The following is a 19,911-nucleotide window of genomic DNA, read 5'->3' as shown; positions in this document are numbered from 1 at the left end:
TAAAACTGGCATTTAATGGTTATTTTTAACTGTACTGCCTTTTAAGTCCGAATACCTGTTTTTACCGTCTTTTTTTTAAGGCGATTTTACAAATCCGACTCTACGCAACACTCTGGAGTCAAGGAGAATTTTTATGAAAAGCACCCGCTTTGTTTTTAGCCGTGCACTTGCCGTTTTGTGCGCACTTTTTTTTGTTTCGTTTAGTTTTATGTCTTGTCAGCAGGAAGACGATGATAATGAACTTCCTTCCGGAGTTTATGAACTCTCAGACAATTCTAATTTAATTGGAACTTGGAAAAGTTCTTACGGTAAAAACTTCGAAATCTTCGCAATCACATCGACTAGTTTGTCTAATAGTTTTTCTGACAGTGGAAACCTGGTCGACTTATACGCAGGAAATAATCTCTTAGTTTCTTACACAGATGACAAAGAAACTTCAGGTTATATCTATATAAAATATACTCGTGCTATAAATCCAGCAGATGTCGGCAAATGGTATGCAATTGCATTTTGGGATTTGACCTCTTCTTCTTTAAGCCTTTCTGGCGCATATAAAAAGGATGGAAAAACTTCGGCCGAAAATCTCGAAGACGCAATTTCTACTTTTACTATTGGTAACGGATATTTTGGCGGTTTCAGCGAATGCGTAAAACAGTAGGTTTTCTGTTTTTATTTCTTGCAACCGGGGTTTTAGGGGCGGAGCCCCTAGGAGATGGGGTAGCGGCCAACGAAGTGGACGCGCAGGGGAAGGCTTTCCCCTCCTCTATTTCTGATTCAAAAACAGAAATTTCGCTTCCAGAAATCGTTACTTATGTTTCGGCACCGGTTGTTGAGCAGAGGATTGTTTTTTCTAAAGAAGACATTGAAAAGTTTCATGCAGAGGATCTTTCTGCTGTTGTGCGCCAGTCGGGGATTCAGAGCCTTGATTACGGTGCTTACGGGTTGGAAAGCAAGCCTTCGATCCGCGGTTTTACGGACGAAACGGTTCGTGTTGTGATTGACGGGCTGTGCATGAACAACGCTCAAACTGGCACTTTTGATTTTTCTTCGATAAATGTTGCTGACGTCGAAAAAATCGAAATTGTACGCGGCGGTTTTACGGAAGGCACGGAAGATGAAGGTTCTGTTGGCGGCGCAATCTACATTACTACAAAAAAACATGATTCTGGACGGCAATTTTCGTCGGACACTGCCCTAAAATCCTTTTTAAACCAGAATTTTCCGCTCGACACGGTAATTCAAAAAATTGCATATTCTGCGGCCTTGTCGGAAAATTCTTTTCTTTCGGTAAGCGCAAAAGGCGGTTTCGCAAAAAATTCTTACATTTACAAAACTTCTCAAAATTCTTTTAAGGAACGCGAAAATTCTTCTGTAAAAGACGGCAATGGCGATATTCGCTTTACACACTGGCACAACGGAAGCAGAATTACTGTGGCTTCTTCCGTTTATTATGGCGACAAAGAAACTCCAGGCGTTGAATACTCGACAAATCAAGGAAAACAAAAAGACCTTAACGTAAATTTTACGTTTTCTTCGTTTACTCCAGGCCTTTTTGAAAAAATGAACCTGACTTCAAACCTCGCATACTTGCGCAACGACAGAAAATACGAGGACAACTATGGTCCAAGCAGACACAAAATCAACAATTTTAAGGGTTCTGCCACAGTGGATTTTTATAGATGCGGATTTTTTGCTCAAAGCGCGGCTGTTTCGTTTGACCTTACGCATTTAAATTCGACAAATTCTGGAATTCATTTTCAGCCGTCTGGAGTTTTTAAAGAAACTTCAAAACTCTATTTTAACAACTTTTTTTCAATGGTTGTTCCGATTGCGATAAAATTCTGCGGAAAAAACCTTGCTTTTATTCCAAAAATTGGATTTGCGGCTAAATTTTCAAAAATCGAAATCTTGCTCGACGGCTACAGAATGGTTCAGTTTCCGAATATGGACGATCTTTATTGGGAAGGTTCAGGTTACCACGGAAATCCAGATTTAAAGCCAGAACAAGGCTGGGGAGCGGATTTGACGTTTAACCTTAAAAACGAAATTTTTCCTTCTTCGGTTCAGTTTTTTTCAAATTTTTACGAAAAAAAAATCACGTGGAGCGGCGGAACTACTCAAAATGTAAACAGCGCATTCTATTTTGGAATTGATTTTAACGCGCAAAAAACTTTTTTTGACGGAATTTTGACTTTAAAAGCCAGCGGCGAATATCTTTACAACGAACTTTTGGACAAATCCAACAAACTCACCTACAAAAAAAGAATAATGTGGACTCCGGATTTTACAGGAACTGCGCAGGCAATTGTCGATTTAAAAAAATTTGACTTTTCGGTCTCGGCGCAATACACAGGAAAACGCTATAAATCGAATATGAATATAACTTTTCTTGAACCGTACACTCTGCTCAACCTTAACCTGAATTTAAAATTCTGGGAAAAAATTCTTCTCTATTTTAAGGCGGACAATATTTTGAATGAACGCTATCAGTCGGTCGAAAATTATCCAATGCCAGGAACTTCGCTCACGATTGGCTGCAAAATCAAAATTGAGAATGAAAAAGCGAATTTACATTGAGCCGAAAAATTACGCGGTTTAAGGCGGACAAAAACGGCTTAGAAAAAAACAAAATCGTAACGACAGTGCTCAACGCCAAAGCAAGGTTAAAAACAAAACCACCTGCAAGCATAACAAAAAGTGACTTTACATTGTCGATTCCAAACATAAAAACACTGCTCAAATCAGAAATCGGTCCTGTTATAAAAATAATTACCAAAAATGATGAAATACAAAAAACGCAATAATCTAAAATTCCAAAATCTACGGTCTTGTTTTTTTGAAAAGTTCTGTTGTGTCCAAACCGAAAGTGTCGAACCAAGCCAAAAATTGCACCCAAAATTCCCCAGGAAGTCATCTGATACAAAGTCCACGGTCCTTGCCCAAAAATAAAATTCGACAAAAGCGCAGAAAGAGAACCAATTAAAAAACCGCGCAAACTGCCAAGAGCAATTCCGCTCAGACAGATGATTGCCATGACAGGATTAAAATATGGGACAAAACTAAAAATTGAACGGATTGCAATGCAAAAAGCGCATAAATCCGCAACGAGAATAAGTTCTCCGCTGGAAGGGTGGGTGCGTTCGTAAGCAAAATAAAAACCGAGATTTATCAAAACTAAAAAGGCGAGCAAAACGCCTTGACCGCTTTGCCAAAAATTCATTTTGTCGCCTCCGTCTCAGGATTTTTGCCGGTTGAATTTTCAAATCCGGACAAAAGACGGTTGCGTGCCGTTGTGTAAAAAATATTTTTTTCAAAAAAATCCGAAGTTTTTTCTAAACTGGCAATCTGCCCTTCAAACATAAGTCCGGTAAAATCCGCAGTATACGCACAAAATTCCAGATCGTGGCAAACAAGAACTATCGAAATTCCAGACTGCGCCATTTTTTTTAAGAGCCAGCCGAATTCTTTTTTGAACGCGTTGTCCAAACCTTTTGTCGGCTCATCTAAGAGCAGAATTTTTGGTTTTTGAAGAAGAATTTTTGCAAGTGCAAGTTTTTGCATTTCTCCGCCAGACAAATCATAAGGATGATGCAAAAAATTTTCTTTAAGCGAAAAAATTACGTTTTGAAGAATTGAATTTTCCGTCAAAAAAACATTTTTTTTCGATCTCTTTTCCGCACTCAAAGAAACATTTTCGTTCAAAGCAGAATTTTCGTCTTTTTTCCAGCCACATTCTTCAAGTTCTTCCAGAACGGTTTGCTTTGTAAAAATATTACGCACGTTTTGAGGAAGCATAAAAATTTTATTGCGCGCAGTTTTTTCAATTTTTACGGTTCCGCGGGAACTTTTTAAAAGCGAACACAAAATTTTGAGCAGAGTTGATTTTCCACTGCCATTTGCTCCTGCAATCGCGTAAATTTTTCCTTCTTCGATACAAAAATCAAGTTCCTGCAAAATCCATGGCAAAGTTTTTTCGTATCTAAAACTCAGATTTTTTATTTTAACGAGATTTTTTGATTTTTGAGGGCAGTTTTTTTCGTCAAATTGATGATTTTTTTCATTTTTTAAATTTTCATCATCTTCCAAAAGACTAAAAATTTCTGGTTCAAGTTTTCCGCCATTTTCTAAAACTTCCAAAATCCAGGCGCGTCCCTGAGCAACACTCAGCGGAAGCTTTTCGGGCTTTTTTTCAAAACGAGAAATGATTTTCGAAGCCGTCGGTAAAAATTCAATTAAATCTTTCTCTTGACAGGCAAAAATTTTCTGACAAAAGTTTTGCGGTTTTTCGTCAAAAAGGATTTGCATTTTGTCCAAAAATAAAATTTTGTCGGCTTTTTCAAAAAGTTCTTCCAGCCGATGTTCGCAAATCACGACGGTCGTTCCAAATTCGCGATTGATTTTTTTTACGGTATTTAAGAAATTTGAAGCTGCAATCGGGTCAAGCTGGCTCGTTGGCTCATCAAGCAAAAGAAAATCTGGATTCAACGCCATTGTGCTCGCAAGATTTAAGAGCTGTTTTTGTCCGCCAGAAAGATTTTCGTTTTTCGAGCAAAGCCAGTCAGAAATTCCAAAATATGTTGCCATTTCCGCAACCCGACGTTCCATAATTTTTCTTGGAACTGCTGTATTTTCGAGGGCGAATGAAAGTTCGTGCCAAACTTTGTCCGTTACAATCTGAGAATCAAAATTTTGAAAAACAAATCCAGTTTTTTGACCGAGTTTTTTAAGTTCGTTTTCAAGTTGAAGAAGAAAAGTTGTCTTTCCTGAGCCGGATTTTCCGCAAACTACGACAAATTCACCCTTTTTTACAAAAAAATCCGTTCCATTAAAATTGATTTTATAATTCATTTTTAATCCCCAGAAAAAAATTTAACAATCATTGGCAAAAACAAAAATCCCGCAAAGGCAAAAAAAGTTTCTGCCGACTGGAGGCTTGCAAAAATTTTTGAAAAACTTATTACAGGATAAAAATTAACCGCGCAATTTCCGTTTTTTATTCCGCAGACAATAAAAAAAGCGCAAAAACTCAAAAAAAACAATTCACAAAAATCTGAAAATCTCCAACGATAATTCAAAAAACTCGTGCGCCTTGCTGTTCCGTAACCGCGTTTTTCCATGCTCAAAGCCGTCATTACGCCGTCTTCCAAAATTGAACTCATAACTGCGTTCAAAACCGAAAATTTTTGTTTAAAAGCCACTTTTTTTAATCCGATTGCCCAACGACCGTCAGAAATTTCGCGTCCCCGTCTTATGCAAAAAGGAACAAGCCGCAAAATCATCACCACCATCAAACTTACAGAAGGAAAAATCGGCGCAAAAAGATAAGTGAATTTGTCCACGGTCATTACGCAGCCGAAGCACAAAAACCATTCAAACATTGCTAAAAAAATAAGCCCCATATTGAGACCGTAAAAAAATGCTTCTTTTGTAAAAGGTTTGCCAAAAATCAAAAAAAGGACAGTTTCTCCCCAATGGCTTACGAGCGGATTTAGTGCAGAAAGAAAAATAAAAATTGGAACACAATAAATTATCAGTTTTAAGGCGTGCCAGTTTTTTTGAAGAATATTGAATAAAACTCCTGCTAAAAGCGAAAGCCCCAAATAAAAAGGATGGCGGATTGCAACACAAAAACAGATTATGCCAAAAAACCACAAAAAATCGACGAGCGGATGCGTGCATTTTTTAAAAATTGAATCTTTTTTTTTAAGCAAATCTTTTTTTGAATTAAATAAAGCTTGCATTAAAAACTGAGCCTCATCAAAAAACCGTTCGGCAAAACTCCAACCTGAATGTTTTCTTTTTTTTCTGCTTTTTTAGACTGATGCAAAAAAGGAACTAAAAATCCTGTGCAAGAGCCAATCAACGCTCCGACGGCAACATCGCTTACAAAGTGATTTCCGGATAAAACGCGGCTTACGGCTGTTGCAGCTGCAAAAGAAAAACTCCCGGCGCAAACAGCGTAACGCAACGGGCTTTCAGGAAAATATTTCCAAAAAACATAGCTCGAAAAAGCGGCTCCGGCAAAAGCCATTGTTGAGTGCCCTGACGGAAAAGAATTAGCAAAATCGCCGTTATCTTTGTACGAATCGTAAGAGTCGCCGCTTTCAAAATAGCACATTGGCCGGTAACGGTTTATTGAAAGTTTTGCAAGTTCCTTAATTCCATTCGCAATTAAAAGAGTTTCGGCATACATTAAGACGACAGTTTTCCATTCGCTTTTTTGAGATTTTCCCAAAATAAAAATCGGAGATGCCATTGCAGAACACAAAAAAATGTTTCCGACAACTTTGTCGAGCATAAAATTGTAATCGTTCATAAAAAGTCTGTCAAAACCGTTTACAGATTTTTTTTCAAAACTGCGGTTTTCATCAAACGTCTGCCTATTGATTTTGAAAACGTTGTCCAAAAACAAATCCGCTCCGGACAAAAAAATTCCGGTGCCAAGCAATGCTCCGTCTTTTTTTTTAGAAAGACAAAATGGACTTTCAGAAACGCAAGCGCTCTTTACAGAATTTGCAACGTCCGCAAAGAAATGTGAGCACAAACAGAAAATCAGGATTTTTAAGAAGAATGCTTTTTTCATATTTTTTACAATTCTAATTTTACAGAACCGCTTTTAAAAACTGCTTTAAACGTTCAGATTTAGGACTGTCAAAAATCTGAGATGGACTTCCCTGTTCAGCAATTTTTCCACCGTCCATGAAGAAAATTCTCTGGGCAACTTCGCGGGCAAACCCCATTTCGTGAGTAACGCAAACCATCGTCATTCCGTCATCTGCAAGATTACGCATAAGTGCCAAAACTTCGCCGACCATTTCCGGGTCGAGGGCGCTCGTCGGTTCATCAAAAAGAATCACTTCTGGATTCATCATAATCGAGCGGATAATTGCAATTCGCTGCTGCTGGCCGCCAGAAAGACTTGCTGGATAAGCACGGGCTTTTTCGACAAGTCCAATTCTTTTTAAGAGTGAATATGCTTTTTCTTCCGCTTCTTCGATTTTCATAATTTTGAGCATAACTGGAGCGAGAGTCAAATTTTGCAAAACAGTTTTGTGCGGAAAAAGGTTAAAATGCTGAAAAACCATTCCCATTTTCTGACGAATTTTGTTGATGTCTGTTTTTTTGTCAGTAATATCAGTTCCTTCAAAAACAATACTTCCGCTGGTCGGAGTTTCCAGTAAATTCAAGCAACGCAAAAAGGTCGACTTACCACCACCGCTCGGTCCGATAATTACAATTTTTTCGCCTTTATTTATAGTTTCCGAAATTCCATCAAGAACAGTCAATTGTCCAAATTTTTTAGTAAGTTTTTTTATTTCAATCATCAATTTTCTCCAGCAAAAAATTCAAGGAATTTTATTTTTTTTCAGACTTAGCAAATTTTGTTTCGATTGCAGAAAAAATCTTTGTAAGACCAACTGTAAGAATAAGATAAACTAGGGCACACGAAAGAAGTGGAACCCAAGCGTTGTAAGTTGCATTGCGAATATTGTCGCACGCTTTCTGAAGATCAACTACGGCGATAAAACTTGCTACTGAAGTTTCTTTTATAAGAGTAATGAATTCCGATGCAAAAGTCGGCAAAATCGTTTTAAAAGCCTGCGGAATAATGATTGCAAACATAGTCTGTGCCCAGTTCAAACCAAGCGAACGTCCAGCTTCCATTTGACCTTTATCTACACCGTTAATTCCAGCCCTGAAAATTTCTGTACAATAGGCCCCGGAATTTACACCAAACGAAATTATTGCAACCAGAACAGTATTTCTTACTCCCAATGGCGAAAAAATAACAAAATAACAAATCATCAATTGAGTTGCCATTGGAATTCCACGAATCAAAGTCGTATAAACGTTAGAAATCGCATTTAAAATTTTTGAATTAGAAAGCTTAAAAATTGCAAAAATACAGCCAAGGATTGTTCCCATTAAAACCGCACACAAGGCGATTAAAAGAGTTGTTCCCAAGCCCTGCAAAATCATCATCCACCTGCCGTGAGAGAACATAATTTCTAAAATTTTTTGAAGCATTTTTTTCTCCTATAAAACTTCGTGTTAGCGGCGAGCCACGGATGGCGGGAATCACAGTTTGAGAAAAGCAACGCTTGAGCAAACTGTAATGATAAAAATTACAAGGATGTAAATTTTATCATGCCTCCTAATAAAATTTAACGGCAGGATTGCCATTTAAGAGCACATTTTAACAAAATCGTTATGATAAAACAGGTGGCTGAACTTTTTATCTGTCCAAACCACCGTATAAAACAGTATGGTCATTTCGACAAAAATCGCAACGACCACACATAAAATTCAAGCAAAAGTAAAAATTCAGTTTTTGAAAATTTTTATTTTCTTACGATTACAACCTGTTTAGATTCGTAATATGGTTCAGAAAAATCAACATTCTGTTTTCTTTCTTCTGTTGCAGTCATTCCAGCAGCAACAAAGTCAATTGAACCAGACTGAAGAGCGGCAATCAAACCGTCAAAAGCCATATCGCTGATTTCGAGATTTTTACCACAATCATTTGCAATATACTGAGCCATAGAAGCGTCAAAACCAACAACTTTAGAACCTTCAACATATTCAAATGGAGGGAAAGCAGCGTTTGTGCCCATTACAATTTTTCCATTACCAGATTTTGCTTCGATGGCAGGAATTTTAATTTTTCCGTCAGTAGGCATAAAATCAGCAACGAGAGCTTCGTATCTTCCGTCAGCTTTCATATCAGAGATTGTCTTGTTGATAGAATTAAGAAGTTCTGTGTTTCCTTTCTGAACGGCAATTGCGTAAACGTCAGTAATAAGGTCGAAATCAAGAATTGTAAGGTCAGAATTATTTTTGCAAACTTCTTTAGCAGGCAATTCGTCGATAATAATAGCATCGATTGCACCATTTTTGAGAGAAAGCGAAGCGTCAATTACATTTTTAAAAGAATTGCATTTTGCGTTTGGCAAATCTTCCTGAATGTAAATTTCGCCAGTTGTACCAGCCTGACATCCAATCGAAAGATTTTCCAGGTCAGCCTTAGAATTGATTACAACATTTTTCTTTTCTTTACAGCCAGCCAAAGCAAAAACAGCCGAAGCCGCGAAAACCGCAAATAAAACTTTTTTCATAAAAAGTCCTCCATAATTTTCGCCATTATAGCATATTGCACATTTTGATAAAACATATAAAAACAGTCAGCCAAAATAAATTTTCTTCAATTTAACACTTTCTTAACTTAAATTTTACAAGAATATTTTAAAATGCGTGTAAATAAATTTTGTTTTTTGTATATTTAATTCATGTTATAAAAACGGAGAAGCCTAATGGATCAGAGACTTCTTACAATTCAAGATATTTCATGCGTGGGACAATGTTCTTTAACGGTTGCACTTCCTGTTATTTTGGCCTGCGGGATTGAAACAGCTGTTCTTCCAAGTTCAGTTCTTTCAAATCATACAGCATTTAAATCCTGGACTTTTAACGATTTGACTTTTGATATAGAAAATATAGAAAAAATTTGCAACGGTCTTATAAAACTTGGAGCAAAAAATGTAGTTCTTACAGGCGTAAGTTTTGAAAAAGCAATCCCATAAAGCAATTCCATATCTTGTAAAAGCATTGGGAAAATAAAGTTTAATAATCCCTTGCATATACAAAAAGACCGGAAAACTTATCGTTTTCTAGTCTTTTTGTTCAATTTTGAACTCGGTAATTTGCCAAAAGAAAAATTATTCGTAAATAAAGGTTTCTTTTGGACCTTCGATTGTTACATTTTCAAATTTAGCGCCTGGAGCATTTCTTACGCGAAAACTTTTTACGCTAACTTCTGGCAATCCATAAAACATATCGCTTTCCATTGGTGAGCGATCAGAATTTTCATCTGTCGTAAAATGGCAGTCGCGGATTTCGAGGTTATCAATCGGCATTTCTGGCAAGCCAACGATAAATCCAGCACTTGCCTTACAGCCAGTTCCCTTACAGCCAATAATTTTTACATTGTGAATTCTAGGAGTTTCGCTTGTTACAGGCATTTTTTCGAGACTGAAGAGCGGAGATTTTGTGTCTGTAATTCCACATTTGTAGTACATATTCATTGCAATCGGACAAAGAGTGTCGTTCATTACGAGATTTTTTAATTCAATATCGTTAATGTCGCCACCGCGTCCACGTCGAGATTTAATGCGGATTCCACGGTCTGTACCCGACAAATCACAGTCGCTTGCGTGAATTCCGCTCATTCCTGCAGCAGTTTCCGAACCAAGAACAATTCCACCGTGTGCGTTTCTTACTGTACAACCTTTTACTTCAACATTTACAGTTGGGCGGTTTACGCGAATTCCGTCAGGACCAGAACCAGATTTTATACAAATTCCGTCATCGCCAACAGAAACAAAACAATCAGTGATTTTTACATTTTCGCACGAATCAACATCAATTCCGTCTGTGTTCGGTGCAGAATATGGATTTTCGATGTGAATTTTTTCGAGAGTGAGATTCTTTACATAAATCGGATGAACTGTCCAGAAAGGAGAATCTACAATTTTAATTCCTTCGAGAACAACGTTTTCGCAGTTAATAAATTCAATAAGAGCCGGGCGCAAGAACTGAGTTTCGCGTCCACCGCCACCGCCAGCCTGATTTTCGTAGCCAGGATTCAATTTTGCAAGCGCGATTTCGTACGGTTCTTCTGGTTTTGACTGCTTGCGTGCTTTTTTGTCTTTTACGGTTTTCCACCATTTTTCGCCATTGCCGTCAATTGTGCCTTTTCCAGTGATTTTTACGTTTTTTGAGTCGGCAGAACGAACAAGAGCATGCATTCCGTAACATTCTACGCCTTCCCAACGGGTAAATGCAGGAGGATACAAAGCTGGATCATCAACAAAAACTATTCTTGCACCTTCAGAAAGCTCAAGTGTCGTATCCGACGGAATATCGATTGGACCTGTAAGCCAGTTTCCAGCATCAACAGTAAGCTTTCCTCCTCCGTCTTTTGCAATTTCTTCAAACGCAGTTTTAAAAGCTTCTCCGTTGTTAAAAACACCGTCCGGTTTTGCACCGAAATCTTTTAGGTTCAAATTTTTCATTTTGTCTGAAAATCCTCCATTTTTAATAATCACTTTTTATTTTGACAGCTTTTATTCAATTTAAATTTTTCCGACGCTGCTTAAATAAAGCTTCTTTCATTATTGCTGACCGCAAAACTTACGGCAAGACTTTAAAAAGAAGTAATTTTGAATAAATACGCGGTTTTGTTCAATAAACCGCACCCTAAACCGATGGCGCAAATTCATCGCGAAGTGAATCCGCTTCCTCTTTTTTCATAAAATATCCGTGCGGATTTCTAACTTCCGTATTGTCTGCTATTTCGTCGCCATTTGAATTTATGCGCTTTATGCCAAATTCCCGCCAACCAAAATCTTTGCAGCCTTTCTCAGGATAAACCGTTTTTTTGCCGTCTTCGTCCGTCCAAATTCTATCATCGTAATTTTCGTCAATCTTGCAGTCAATCAAGGCAATGCTGTCCCAGCGGTCAACACTGTCTTTTGTTCCAGTTCCCTGACTTCTTCCAATCCAAAGTTCGCTTCCTTCAGGTCTTTTGTCTGCCGTAAAAATGCAGTCCACAAAAATAAATCCTGGTCTTGAATTTAGCGCGCGACTCTGAACAACATAAGCAGGTCTGACTCCAGGACGGTTGTCTTCCCTTGTATGAATTTTGCAATTTACCCAAACCGAAGTGTCGCAATATCCCCAGATAAAATCAATGTCGCCGGTAATGTAGCAATCTTCAAAACGGCTAAAACCTTTTACGTGAACTGTGTCTTGACGGCTTATAAACCGCATGTTCTGGCACAAAAGGCTTCCGTTCTGGTTATGAAAACATAACGCTTCCGCCTGATTTCCCAAAGAAGCGTCATCGCAAGTTTTTAAGTGGGTATTTTCAATCGTAAAACCGCGCAACGTAACTTCAGACGCATTCGGTCCGATCACAAAAACAGCACGATTTTCTGTATCCTTATGAAAAGCCTCGCAATTTTCTGCAAGCAAGACAATATCTTCTGGTTTTGTTCCAGCCATTCCTTCAAGAATCAGCGGATTTGGAAGATTATACGAAAGTATTCCAGGATATTTTCCGGCAGCAAGCAAAATGCGCACTGGCGTATCAATATCAATCGAACCGCTGGCCGTTATTTCCTTAATTTTCTTAAAAGTCTGGGCAATTATTCCCGTATTCGACGGAGCAATTTTAAATTCAACCATAATAAACATCCTTACTTTTATAATTGTTGATTATATTATGCGCTAAAAGCACACACTTGTCTTTATTTTCAAAAATTGCAAAACTTCATTTCCACACAACAAGAATAAAGCAAAAATGCAACTTCAAAAACCCATTCGCTTTTTTAATTATATTTTTCGACAAATTTTGTCAGTTCTTTTTCGTATCTGTCCCAATCCACAATATAAGAAACTGCGTGAGGAACGTTTTCAAAAAGAACAAGTTTTGTCTTTTCTGGAAAACGCTGCTTGTAAAGCATAAAATTCGTTACTGTCATTTCGTAAGGAACAGTATGGTCGTCGGTTCCAGTCATAAACAAAAACGGCAACTGAGTTTTTTCGAGAGCTTTTAAGGTTGAATATTCTTTTAATCCAAAACCGCCAATTTTTTTGCAGTACCAGCCGGCAGAATCAAGAAGAATTTTTGCAATTCCTGGCCAAATGTGCATTTCGTTCGTCATCGTCCAACGCACGATTTCGTAAGGTTCGGTAAATCCGCAGTCGGCAATGATTCCTCGCACATTATACGGCAAATCCAGCCCGGAAGCCATTGTGACAGTTGCACAACCCATGCTAATTCCGCCGACAAAAAGCGGCAAGTCGTTGCCGTAAATTTCATTGATTTTTAACATCCAGCCACGACAGTCATAACGTTCCCTTATTCCAAAAGTAATAAATTTTCCTTCGCTCAAACCATGCGACCTTTGATAAGGCATAACAACGTTAAAATTCATCTTATGAAAAAATCTGGCAATCGTCGCAAATTCCCGCACAGGTCCAGACTGAAAACCGTGCATTAAAAGAACAGTTCCACGACAAGAAGAAGAATTTTCGGAATTCCAGACAAGAGCTTTTAATTTTAAAGAATCAAAACTCGTAATTTCAATTAAAGGAAGATTTAGAGAATCAATATATTCGCTGTCGGCAAGATGACGCTTGTAATTTTCTTCGCCAGCATAAAATTTAATTTCGTGCTCGACAGTGCGCTCTTTTGTAGCCCGGCTAAAATTCGGCAGAAAAACAAAGTTGTAAATGCAAATGTTAAAAATAGCGACAACCGCAACTACAATTCCACAAATAATTCCAGCAATTTTTGCATATTTAGAAACATTTTTTTTCATATACGCATTATGTAACAAATTTGCACTTTATGGAAACCTCAAAAGAAGTTTTTTTGCTGGTCAATTAAAAATTTTTAAAAGTTTTTTGGAGCACAATCAGCCTTCTAACCCGTCTTGCGCCCTTCCGCTTTCGCTGCATTTTCAGGGCGGTTAAAAACCACCCTGAAAACTTCGGGGCTACAGCCGGGGCTAAGTTTTACTTGAAAAGTTCATTTTATTTTTTTACCAGAACTTTTCCGTTTCCGGCACCGGCTTTTACAATCTGCTCAACGTTTTCTGCGCTGTCAGCCTTGTAAGAATAATAATCAGCAGGAATCCATTCCGGTTTTTGCGAAAGTCCAGCGGTTTTTATATTTTTGCTCGCAACATCGTACATTGAGCCAAAAGTGTTTGAAGTAACAGACTTTTCTTTGTCTGCAAAAGAATTTGCTTCGCTGTAAATGCGACATTCTGCGCGGCGGTCAATTCCGCGGCTTTCTGTGTTTGTATAAAGATTGTTGTAAATATGTATTGTTGCAAAACGAACCATTGGAAGACGCTGAGTACATTTGTCGTACCAGTTGTGGTGAAGTGTAATTGTCTGATGAAGTCTGTCGACAGTTTTTTTGTCGCTGTTTCCAATCAGCATAGTTTTGTCTTGGTTGTAGAATTTGCACCAACTTACCGTAACAAAATCATTTGTATTCGTAATATCGCAAAGTCCGTCGTAAACCTGCCATTTTACGCTTTTTCCGTCTTTTGTAAGGTATTTGTCAGATTCAACTTCTTTGTGGCTAAATCTCGGACTCAAAGAACAATGGTCTATCCAAACGTATTTCGAATTTTGAATTGCAATACAGTCAAAATCTGCATTTAAGCCGTCAGATTCTTCAATTTTTGGAAAAGGATTGTAACAGTTTGTAAAACTCAAATTTCTTACAATTATATTCTGCACCTTTTTAATACTCACGCTTCCGCCTGTAATTCCAGAATTTTCGTCAAGACCAATTAAAGTCGTATTGTCCTGCAAACGCAAAAGCACAAGTTCGCGCCAGTAATTGTTGAGTTCAGTACGAAGTTCTGCAATTTTTCCGTTCTGATCCTCATCGTAATTAAAACTTGCAGTGTATTTTTCTTTCCATTCTTTGTAAGAATTTACAGGAAGAACAGTTCCGGCTGTTTTTTCTTTTAAGAGTTTGTCCATTTGGGCAGTTGAACCGTTTACTGTTTCTGGCAAAAGAGAACCGCTACCAGTGTCTGTCATGTCGATTATACCTTTTACATAGATAATCCGGCGATCGCCTTGTTTTAAGGCAGAAAGCAGTTCGTTGCGGTTAGTAACAGTCAAAACGACAGAAGCGCCTTCTCCGCCATTTGTACCGTAAGCCGACGGTGGAACAACGGCATTTCCGGAAAGATCTTTTGTACCGGCAAAAGAAGCCCAGCCGTCAGCTTTGTCATTGGCAGAAATTTGAGTGGCAAAAAGTCCCGCAACAGAAAAAAGTGCAACACAAACAACACTGATAAATTTTTTTTTCATAAAAAACTCCAGAAACTCTCCAAACACAGATATTGTAGCGAGAAGATAAAATCTAAGACACAACAAATCTGTAAAAAACAAGTTATTATAAAAAATTATGAGGTAAACAATAAAATGTCTATCAAATCAAAAAATCCGGCTTAAGGATTGGAGTACCGCCAAAGGCGTTCGTAAGCAGCCTGCTGCGTCGAATGGAGCGATAGCGGAAGTACGGAAAGCCTGACGGCGGCAAACCGCCGGAAGCCCCTTTTTATTTTCTTAAGATTCGCATTGCATTTAAGACAGCAAAAAATGTTACTCCTACGTCGCCAAATACGGCCAGCCACATTCCTGTTACGCCGAGTGTACCCAGAACCATTATTGCAACTTTTATTCCGAGACTTAAAACAACGTTCTGCCAGACTACCGCCATTGTACTGCGGCTGATTTTAATAGCGTCGATTAAACGTTCCGGTTTGTCGTCCATTATGACTACATCTGCCGCTTCGATTGCAGCATCGCTTCCAAGCGCGCCCATTGCTACTCCAACGTCTGCACAGGCAAGAACCGGACTGTCGTTGATTCCGTCGCCAACGTACACAAGACTGCCTTTTTTTTGAGTTTTTTGTTCAATGAGTTCTTTTACGCGGTTTACCTTGTCTTCCGGCAAAAGTCCTGCAAAAAGACGGTCGATTCCAAGTTCGCCTGCAACAATTTGGGCTGTTTTCTGGTTGTCGCCGGTCAGCATTGCTGTCTGCCGTACGCCACATTTTTTGAGAGCGCCTATTGTTTTTTTTGCATCTTTTTTTAATTCATCGCTTATGACTATGCAGCCTTTGTAAACGCCATTTTCTGCAACATGAACAGTTGTTCCGGCAAGTTTTTTTTCTTCCAGTTGAATTTTGATTTTTGGGTCAATCTGAATATTTTCTTTTTCCAGAAGTTTTTCGTTTCCTGCAAGAACTGTTTTCTGGTCGAGTTCGATTTTTATTCCGTGGCCGCTGATTTCCCGGGAATTTTTGCGAATACAAAGCTCGCAGCAACTGTTGTCGAGTCCGTTTTTTAAATTCATTTTCTGGTGTGCGCTACAGAGAGATTTTGAGATTGGATGAACCGAATAGTATTCTGCATGAGCCGCTAGTGCCAAAAGTTCATCTTCGCCCACGCCTTCAACCGCAAACACTTTTGAAACCGCAAATGTTCCTTTTGTGAGCGTGCCTGTCTTGTCAAAAACAGCAGTATCAACTTTGCTCAAGGCTTCTATATAATTGCTTCCTTTTATGAGAATTCCATGCCGGCTTGCAGCTCCAATTCCGCTAAAAAACGAAAGCGGAACCGAAATTACAAGAGCGCAAGGACAGCTTACAACCAAGAACATAAGTGCACGGTAAATCCAAGTGTGCCAGCCGTACTGAGCAAAAATTTCCGGCGCAAAGACAGTGAGCGCAAGCGGCGGAAGAACTGCAACGCAAAGAGCGAGAATGCAAACGATTGGAGTGTAGTATTTTGCAAAACGGGTAATAAATTTTTCGCTTTTTGCTTTTGCTTCGGCAGCTTTTTCCGTCAATTCCAAAATTCTTGTGACTGCGCTTTCGCCATAAGTTTTTGTAACGCGAATTCTTACAACGCCCTCGCTGTTTACAAATCCAGCCAAAATTGCACTTCCCTTCTCAACTTTTCGAGGAACGCTTTCTCCAGTCAACGCGCTCGTGTCCATAAATGACGAACCTTCTTCAATTTCGCCGTCGAGCGCAACTCTTTCACCAGGTTTTACCTCGATTATTTCGCCGATTTTTACATTTTCTGGTTTTTCTTCTTCAACTTTTCCGTTGCGGACAACAAAAGCCTTATCCGGCCGAATATCCATCAACGCGCTGATTGAATTTCGGCTTTTATCAACGGCATAATCCTGAAAAAATTCCCCGAGATTGTAAAAAATCATTACGGCAACGGCTTCGCCAATTTCGCCTACAAAAATCGCTCCAACAGAAGCAATGCTCATCAAAAATTTTTCATCAAAAATTTCACCGTGCAAAATATTTTTTACGGCAGATTTTATAACATTTTTTCCGCAAATTATGTACGCCACAAAATACAAAACAAGAAAAACAAGCCTTTGCATTCCAATCGAGCCAAATTGAATTGCCCCCAGAATCTGTCTAAAAACCGAAAGATGCTCAACCGCAAGAGCAGCGCAAAAAAGCACAATCGCGCAAATTATTTTTTTGAGCGAAAGTTCGCCTTCTTCTTCGTGTTCACCTTCTTCATCGTCGCAATCGTGATTGTGGCAGCAAGGGCAGGAATGTTTGTGACGGTGATGCTCGTGCTCATTTTTACATTCTTCTGTTTGACATCCGTCAGCTCTGTTTTTTTCTTCCAAATTATTTTTTTCAAAATCTTCCATCAATTTTTCCATAAAATCCTCCAATAAAACTCCGCGTTAACGGCAAACCACAAATGGCAAGAATCACAATTTGTAAAAACAACGCTTGAACAAACTGCTATGATAAAAATCAAAAATCACTCGCAAACGTGCTCTATTCCTTGGTTCAAAATCGAAAGAACGTGGTCGTCGTCCAAAGAATAATAAATCTGTTTTCCGTCACGTCGTCCGCGCACAAGCTTGCTGTCTTTTAAAATTTTAAGCTGATGACTGATTGCGCTGTCCGTCATTCCAAGCAAGGATGCAACTTCACCAACAGATTTTTCTCCGTCATGTAAGCCAAAAAGAATTTTTACACGCGTCGAATCTCCAAAAATCTTAAAAAGTTCGGCAAGGTCAATCAAAACATCTTCGTCCGGCATTTTAATTTCGTCTTCCATAAACCACCTGCTTTCAAACATTTGAATAATTGTTCAAATGTTCATAATTTATTTATACTTTTCTTTTTCTCTCCTGTCAACAAAATTCCAAAAATTTGCTATATTTTTTTTGCACAGTTTTTACTCTTCGTGCAAATTTTTCCGTGCGTCAGGAGCGTTTTATGAATATCTTATCTATCAGCAACCTTGCAAAACTCGGACGCGAAAGTCCTTTATTTACTGGAGTAACATTCGGCTTAAACGAAGGCGAAAAAGCCGCAATCATCGGCCGCAACGGAACTGGAAAATCAACACTCCTCTCTACAATCGCCGGAGTTCTCGAACCAGACGAAGGAACTGTCGTTATAAACAAAGAAAGCGGAGTAAGTTTTTTAAGCCAAAATCCGCATTTTGACGCAAACGACACAATTCAACAGCATATTTTTAAGTCAAACAGCCCAAAACTTTCCAAAATCCGCGAATACGAAGAACTTTGCCTCTTAATGGAAAAAGGCTTTAACCAGGAACAACAAAACCGCTTCGACAATCTTACTCTCGAAATGGACAAAGGCTCTCTCTGGAACTACGAATCTCAAGTCCGCTCGATTTTGAGCACTCTCGGAATCAAAGATATGACGCGCAAAATGGGAACTCTTTCCGGCGGCATGCTCAAAAAAGTCGCTCTTGCGCAGGTTCTTGTCGAAGACACAAAACTCCTTCTCCTCGACGAACCAACAAACCACCTCGACATCGAAACAATCTACTTTCTGCAAAATTATCTGCACGAAACAAAACGCACAGTCCTTATGGTAACCCACGACCGCTATTTTTTGGATGCAGTTTGTAGCAGCATTTACGAACTTGACCGCAAACGCCTCAAACTTTACGAAGGCAACTATTCAACTTATCTCGAAAAAAAGCAAATTGAACTCGAAATCGAACAAAATACAGAACGCCGCATAGAATCAGTCCTCCGAATTGAACGCGACTGGCTCATGCGCGGTCCATGCGCCCGAGGCACAAAGGCAAAAGCCAGAATCCAGCGCGACAACGCCCTCATAAACCGCGAAAAATTCTCGCAGGACAAGGGATTTTCGTTTGAAGTGGCGGGTCGCCGTCTAGGAGGCAAAATCCTCGAACTGCACAATATTTCCAAAAATTTTCCAAAAGGCTACGTCGGCGAAAAAGAAGCCGGCGATTCAACCGCACAAAACTTCACGCCAGTGCTCAAAAATTTTTCCTACAAATTTAACAAAGGCGAAAAAATCGGCATCTTCGGAAACAACGGCTCAGGAAAATCCACACTCCTAAACATCATAACTGGAACAATTCCGCCAGACACCGGCACAATCGAAAAAGGCGAAAACACATTCATCGGCTACTACCAGCAAAATCCGGTTTTTCCAAACCTAAACCTGACAGTCCTCGAATACATAAAAGAAGCGGCCGAAATCGTACACCGCAACAACGGAAAAGACCTGAGCGCTTCCCAATTCTTAAACGAATTCGGGTTTGAAGGCAAAATTCAACATTCAATGCTCTCCACACTTTCCGGAGGCGAGCGAAAACGCGTTTTTCTGGTACGTCTCTTAATCACAAACCCAAATTTTCTCGTCCTCGACGAACCGACCAACGACTTTGACATTTTTACAATGAACATTCTCGAGCAGTTCCTTACCGACTACCAGGGCTGTCTTTTAATCGTAAGCCACGACCGCTATTTTATGGACAAAATCGCCGACACACTTTTCATAATGGAAGAAGACGGCAGCATAAGCGGTTTTGTCGGCAAATGTTCCGAATACCTGCAAACCCTGGAAGAAAAAAAGAAAGAACAGTCCCAAAATGCAAAGGGGAAAGACTTCCCCTCGCTCCCAAGCCAATCCGCTCCACGAATCGGCTTGTCCGCTACCCCTTCTGCGGGCTCAGACGCCGCCCGCAACGCCTGCTCGCCAGAAAAACCGCGCCGCCGCACTTATAAAGAGCAAAAAGAATTCGAGGCTCTCGAAAATGAAATTCTCGAACTCGAAGAAAAAAAATCCGTTCTCGAAACGCAAATGGCCGATTCTGATTTTACAAAAGCGCGCAAAGCCGGCGAAGAATACACAAAAGCCGAAGAACGCCTAAACCAGGCTTATGAACGCTGGGGCGAACTGGCAGAACTGTCAGAAAATTAAAACCGCGCTTTAATGCGTTTTATATTTTTTTTACTTTATGTTACACTTT

The 19,911-nt window shown here is 39.2% G+C and carries 17 protein-coding genes; 4 read left to right on the top strand and 13 right to left on the bottom strand.

Annotation, left to right across the window (positions count from 1 at the left end):
- Positions 1 to 133: 133 nt before the first annotated feature.
- Together ACT6XC_RS00410 and ACT6XC_RS00405 are read left to right on the top strand one after the other, a co-directional pair.
- Positions 134 to 658, top strand: coding sequence for a hypothetical protein (locus tag ACT6XC_RS00410; protein ID WP_443740446.1), 525 nt, complete (start codon positions 134 to 136; stop codon positions 656 to 658).
- Positions 643 to 2,577, top strand: coding sequence for a TonB-dependent receptor domain-containing protein (locus ACT6XC_RS00405; RefSeq protein ID WP_443740445.1), 1,935 nt, complete (start codon positions 643 to 645; stop codon positions 2,575 to 2,577). Before ACT6XC_RS00410 ends, ACT6XC_RS00405 begins: the two co-directional genes overlap by 16 nt.
- Here ACT6XC_RS00405 and ACT6XC_RS00400 read toward each other — a convergent pair.
- The 7 genes from ACT6XC_RS00400 to ACT6XC_RS00370 form a co-directional block, all read right to left on the bottom strand.
- A complete protein-coding gene (locus ACT6XC_RS00400) occupies positions 2,543 to 3,220 on the bottom strand; it encodes an ECF transporter S component (RefSeq protein ID WP_443740444.1) in 678 nt (225 codons plus the stop codon). The two genes, ACT6XC_RS00405 and ACT6XC_RS00400, sit on opposite strands and share 35 nt — an antisense overlap.
- On the bottom strand, positions 3,217 to 4,848 hold the full coding sequence (locus tag ACT6XC_RS00395; RefSeq protein ID WP_443740443.1) for an ATP-binding cassette domain-containing protein: 1,632 nt from the start codon (positions 4,846 to 4,848) through the stop codon (positions 3,217 to 3,219). Before ACT6XC_RS00395 ends, ACT6XC_RS00400 begins: the two co-directional genes overlap by 4 nt.
- A gap of 2 nt (positions 4,849 to 4,850) precedes the next feature.
- Positions 4,851 to 5,741: an energy-coupling factor transporter transmembrane component T family protein gene (locus ACT6XC_RS00390; RefSeq protein WP_443740442.1), complete on the bottom strand. Its 891-nt coding sequence runs from the start codon at positions 5,739 to 5,741 to the stop codon at positions 4,851 to 4,853.
- Complete coding sequence (locus ACT6XC_RS00385) at positions 5,741 to 6,583, bottom strand: phosphatase PAP2 family protein (protein WP_443740441.1); 843 nt, start codon at positions 6,581 to 6,583, stop codon at positions 5,741 to 5,743. The genes ACT6XC_RS00390 and ACT6XC_RS00385 overlap by 1 nt, the downstream gene beginning before the upstream one ends.
- Positions 6,584 to 6,602: 19 nt before the next feature.
- A complete protein-coding gene (locus ACT6XC_RS00380) occupies positions 6,603 to 7,325 on the bottom strand; it encodes an amino acid ABC transporter ATP-binding protein (RefSeq protein WP_443740440.1) in 723 nt (240 codons plus the stop codon).
- Between the two features lie 31 nt (positions 7,326 to 7,356).
- A complete protein-coding gene (locus ACT6XC_RS00375; RefSeq protein ID WP_443738564.1) occupies positions 7,357 to 8,028 on the bottom strand; it encodes an amino acid ABC transporter permease in 672 nt (223 codons plus the stop codon).
- A gap of 314 nt (positions 8,029 to 8,342) precedes the next feature.
- Complete coding sequence (locus tag ACT6XC_RS00370; RefSeq protein ID WP_443738565.1) at positions 8,343 to 9,116, bottom strand: transporter substrate-binding domain-containing protein; 774 nt, start codon at positions 9,114 to 9,116, stop codon at positions 8,343 to 8,345.
- A 195-nt stretch (positions 9,117 to 9,311) separates the two neighbouring features.
- On the opposite strand from ACT6XC_RS00370, the gene ACT6XC_RS00365 reads away from it, so the two are divergent.
- Complete coding sequence (locus ACT6XC_RS00365) at positions 9,312 to 9,581, top strand: hypothetical protein (protein WP_443740439.1); 270 nt, start codon at positions 9,312 to 9,314, stop codon at positions 9,579 to 9,581.
- A 135-nt stretch (positions 9,582 to 9,716) separates the two neighbouring features.
- Here the strand turns inward: ACT6XC_RS00365 and ACT6XC_RS00360 are convergent, their stop codons facing one another.
- The 6 genes from ACT6XC_RS00360 to ACT6XC_RS00335 all read right to left on the bottom strand — a co-directional run bounded on the left by ACT6XC_RS00360 (position 9,717) and on the right by ACT6XC_RS00335 (position 17,706).
- A complete protein-coding gene (locus tag ACT6XC_RS00360; protein ID WP_443740438.1) occupies positions 9,717 to 11,072 on the bottom strand; it encodes a glycoside hydrolase family 28 protein in 1,356 nt (451 codons plus the stop codon).
- 184 nt (positions 11,073 to 11,256) lie between these two features.
- Positions 11,257 to 12,246: a pectinesterase family protein gene (locus ACT6XC_RS00355; protein ID WP_443740437.1), complete on the bottom strand. Its 990-nt coding sequence runs from the start codon at positions 12,244 to 12,246 to the stop codon at positions 11,257 to 11,259.
- 143 nt (positions 12,247 to 12,389) lie between these two features.
- On the bottom strand, positions 12,390 to 13,385 hold the full coding sequence (locus tag ACT6XC_RS00350) for an alpha/beta hydrolase (protein WP_443740436.1): 996 nt from the start codon (positions 13,383 to 13,385) through the stop codon (positions 12,390 to 12,392).
- Between the two features lie 214 nt (positions 13,386 to 13,599).
- The gene (locus ACT6XC_RS00345; protein ID WP_443740435.1) at positions 13,600 to 14,904 is read right to left on the bottom strand and encodes a pectate lyase family protein; all 1,305 of its coding nucleotides are present in this window, start codon (positions 14,902 to 14,904) and stop codon (positions 13,600 to 13,602) included.
- A 250-nt stretch (positions 14,905 to 15,154) separates the two neighbouring features.
- Positions 15,155 to 17,299: a heavy metal translocating P-type ATPase gene (locus ACT6XC_RS00340; protein ID WP_443740434.1), complete on the bottom strand. Its 2,145-nt coding sequence runs from the start codon at positions 17,297 to 17,299 to the stop codon at positions 15,155 to 15,157.
- Between the two features lie 104 nt (positions 17,300 to 17,403).
- Complete coding sequence (locus ACT6XC_RS00335; RefSeq protein WP_273066655.1) at positions 17,404 to 17,706, bottom strand: ArsR/SmtB family transcription factor; 303 nt, start codon at positions 17,704 to 17,706, stop codon at positions 17,404 to 17,406.
- 161 nt (positions 17,707 to 17,867) lie between these two features.
- Between ACT6XC_RS00335 and ACT6XC_RS00330 the strand changes: the two genes are divergently transcribed.
- Entirely contained in the window at positions 17,868 to 19,862 is a 1,995-nt protein-coding gene (locus ACT6XC_RS00330) for an ABC-F family ATP-binding cassette domain-containing protein (RefSeq protein WP_443740433.1), read from the top strand.
- Positions 19,863 to 19,911: the final 49 nt, after the last annotated feature.

The sequence above is a fragment of the Treponema berlinense genome (assembly GCF_052273165.1).
GTDB classification, from domain to species: Bacteria; Spirochaetota; Spirochaetia; order Treponematales; family Treponemataceae; genus Treponema_D; species Treponema_D berlinense_A.
This window is presented reverse-complemented; position numbering and strand designations above follow the sequence as displayed.

What these genes read in the sequence shown, in the direction of transcription:
- ACT6XC_RS00405 (WP_443740445.1), top strand. Translation starts at nt 643, where the DNA reads ATGCGTAAAACAGTAGGTTTTCTGTTTTTATTTCTTGCAACCGGGGTT.
- ACT6XC_RS00390 (WP_443740442.1), bottom strand. Translation starts at nt 5,741, where the DNA reads ATGCAAGCTTTATTTAATTCAAAAAAAGATTTGCTTAAAAAAAAAGAT.
- ACT6XC_RS00330 (WP_443740433.1), top strand. Translation starts at nt 17,868, where the DNA reads ATGAATATCTTATCTATCAGCAACCTTGCAAAACTCGGACGCGAAAGT.
- ACT6XC_RS00370 (WP_443738565.1), bottom strand. Translation starts at nt 9,116, where the DNA reads ATGAAAAAAGTTTTATTTGCGGTTTTCGCGGCTTCGGCTGTTTTTGCT.
- ACT6XC_RS00380 (WP_443740440.1), bottom strand. Translation starts at nt 7,325, where the DNA reads ATGATTGAAATAAAAAAACTTACTAAAAAATTTGGACAATTGACTGTT.
- ACT6XC_RS00350 (WP_443740436.1), bottom strand. Translation starts at nt 13,385, where the DNA reads ATGAAAAAAAATGTTTCTAAATATGCAAAAATTGCTGGAATTATTTGT.
- ACT6XC_RS00365 (WP_443740439.1), top strand. Translation starts at nt 9,312, where the DNA reads ATGGATCAGAGACTTCTTACAATTCAAGATATTTCATGCGTGGGACAA.
- ACT6XC_RS00335 (WP_273066655.1), bottom strand. Translation starts at nt 17,706, where the DNA reads ATGGAAGACGAAATTAAAATGCCGGACGAAGATGTTTTGATTGACCTT.
- ACT6XC_RS00385 (WP_443740441.1), bottom strand. Translation starts at nt 6,583, where the DNA reads ATGAAAAAAGCATTCTTCTTAAAAATCCTGATTTTCTGTTTGTGCTCA.
- ACT6XC_RS00410 (WP_443740446.1), top strand. Translation starts at nt 134, where the DNA reads ATGAAAAGCACCCGCTTTGTTTTTAGCCGTGCACTTGCCGTTTTGTGC.
- ACT6XC_RS00400 (WP_443740444.1), bottom strand. Translation starts at nt 3,220, where the DNA reads ATGAATTTTTGGCAAAGCGGTCAAGGCGTTTTGCTCGCCTTTTTAGTT.
- ACT6XC_RS00375 (WP_443738564.1), bottom strand. Translation starts at nt 8,028, where the DNA reads ATGCTTCAAAAAATTTTAGAAATTATGTTCTCTCACGGCAGGTGGATG.
- ACT6XC_RS00395 (WP_443740443.1), bottom strand. Translation starts at nt 4,848, where the DNA reads ATGAATTATAAAATCAATTTTAATGGAACGGATTTTTTTGTAAAAAAG.
- ACT6XC_RS00360 (WP_443740438.1), bottom strand. Translation starts at nt 11,072, where the DNA reads ATGAAAAATTTGAACCTAAAAGATTTCGGTGCAAAACCGGACGGTGTT.
- ACT6XC_RS00340 (WP_443740434.1), bottom strand. Translation starts at nt 17,299, where the DNA reads ATGGAAAAATTGATGGAAGATTTTGAAAAAAATAATTTGGAAGAAAAA.
- ACT6XC_RS00355 (WP_443740437.1), bottom strand. Translation starts at nt 12,246, where the DNA reads ATGGTTGAATTTAAAATTGCTCCGTCGAATACGGGAATAATTGCCCAG.
- ACT6XC_RS00345 (WP_443740435.1), bottom strand. Translation starts at nt 14,904, where the DNA reads ATGAAAAAAAAATTTATCAGTGTTGTTTGTGTTGCACTTTTTTCTGTT.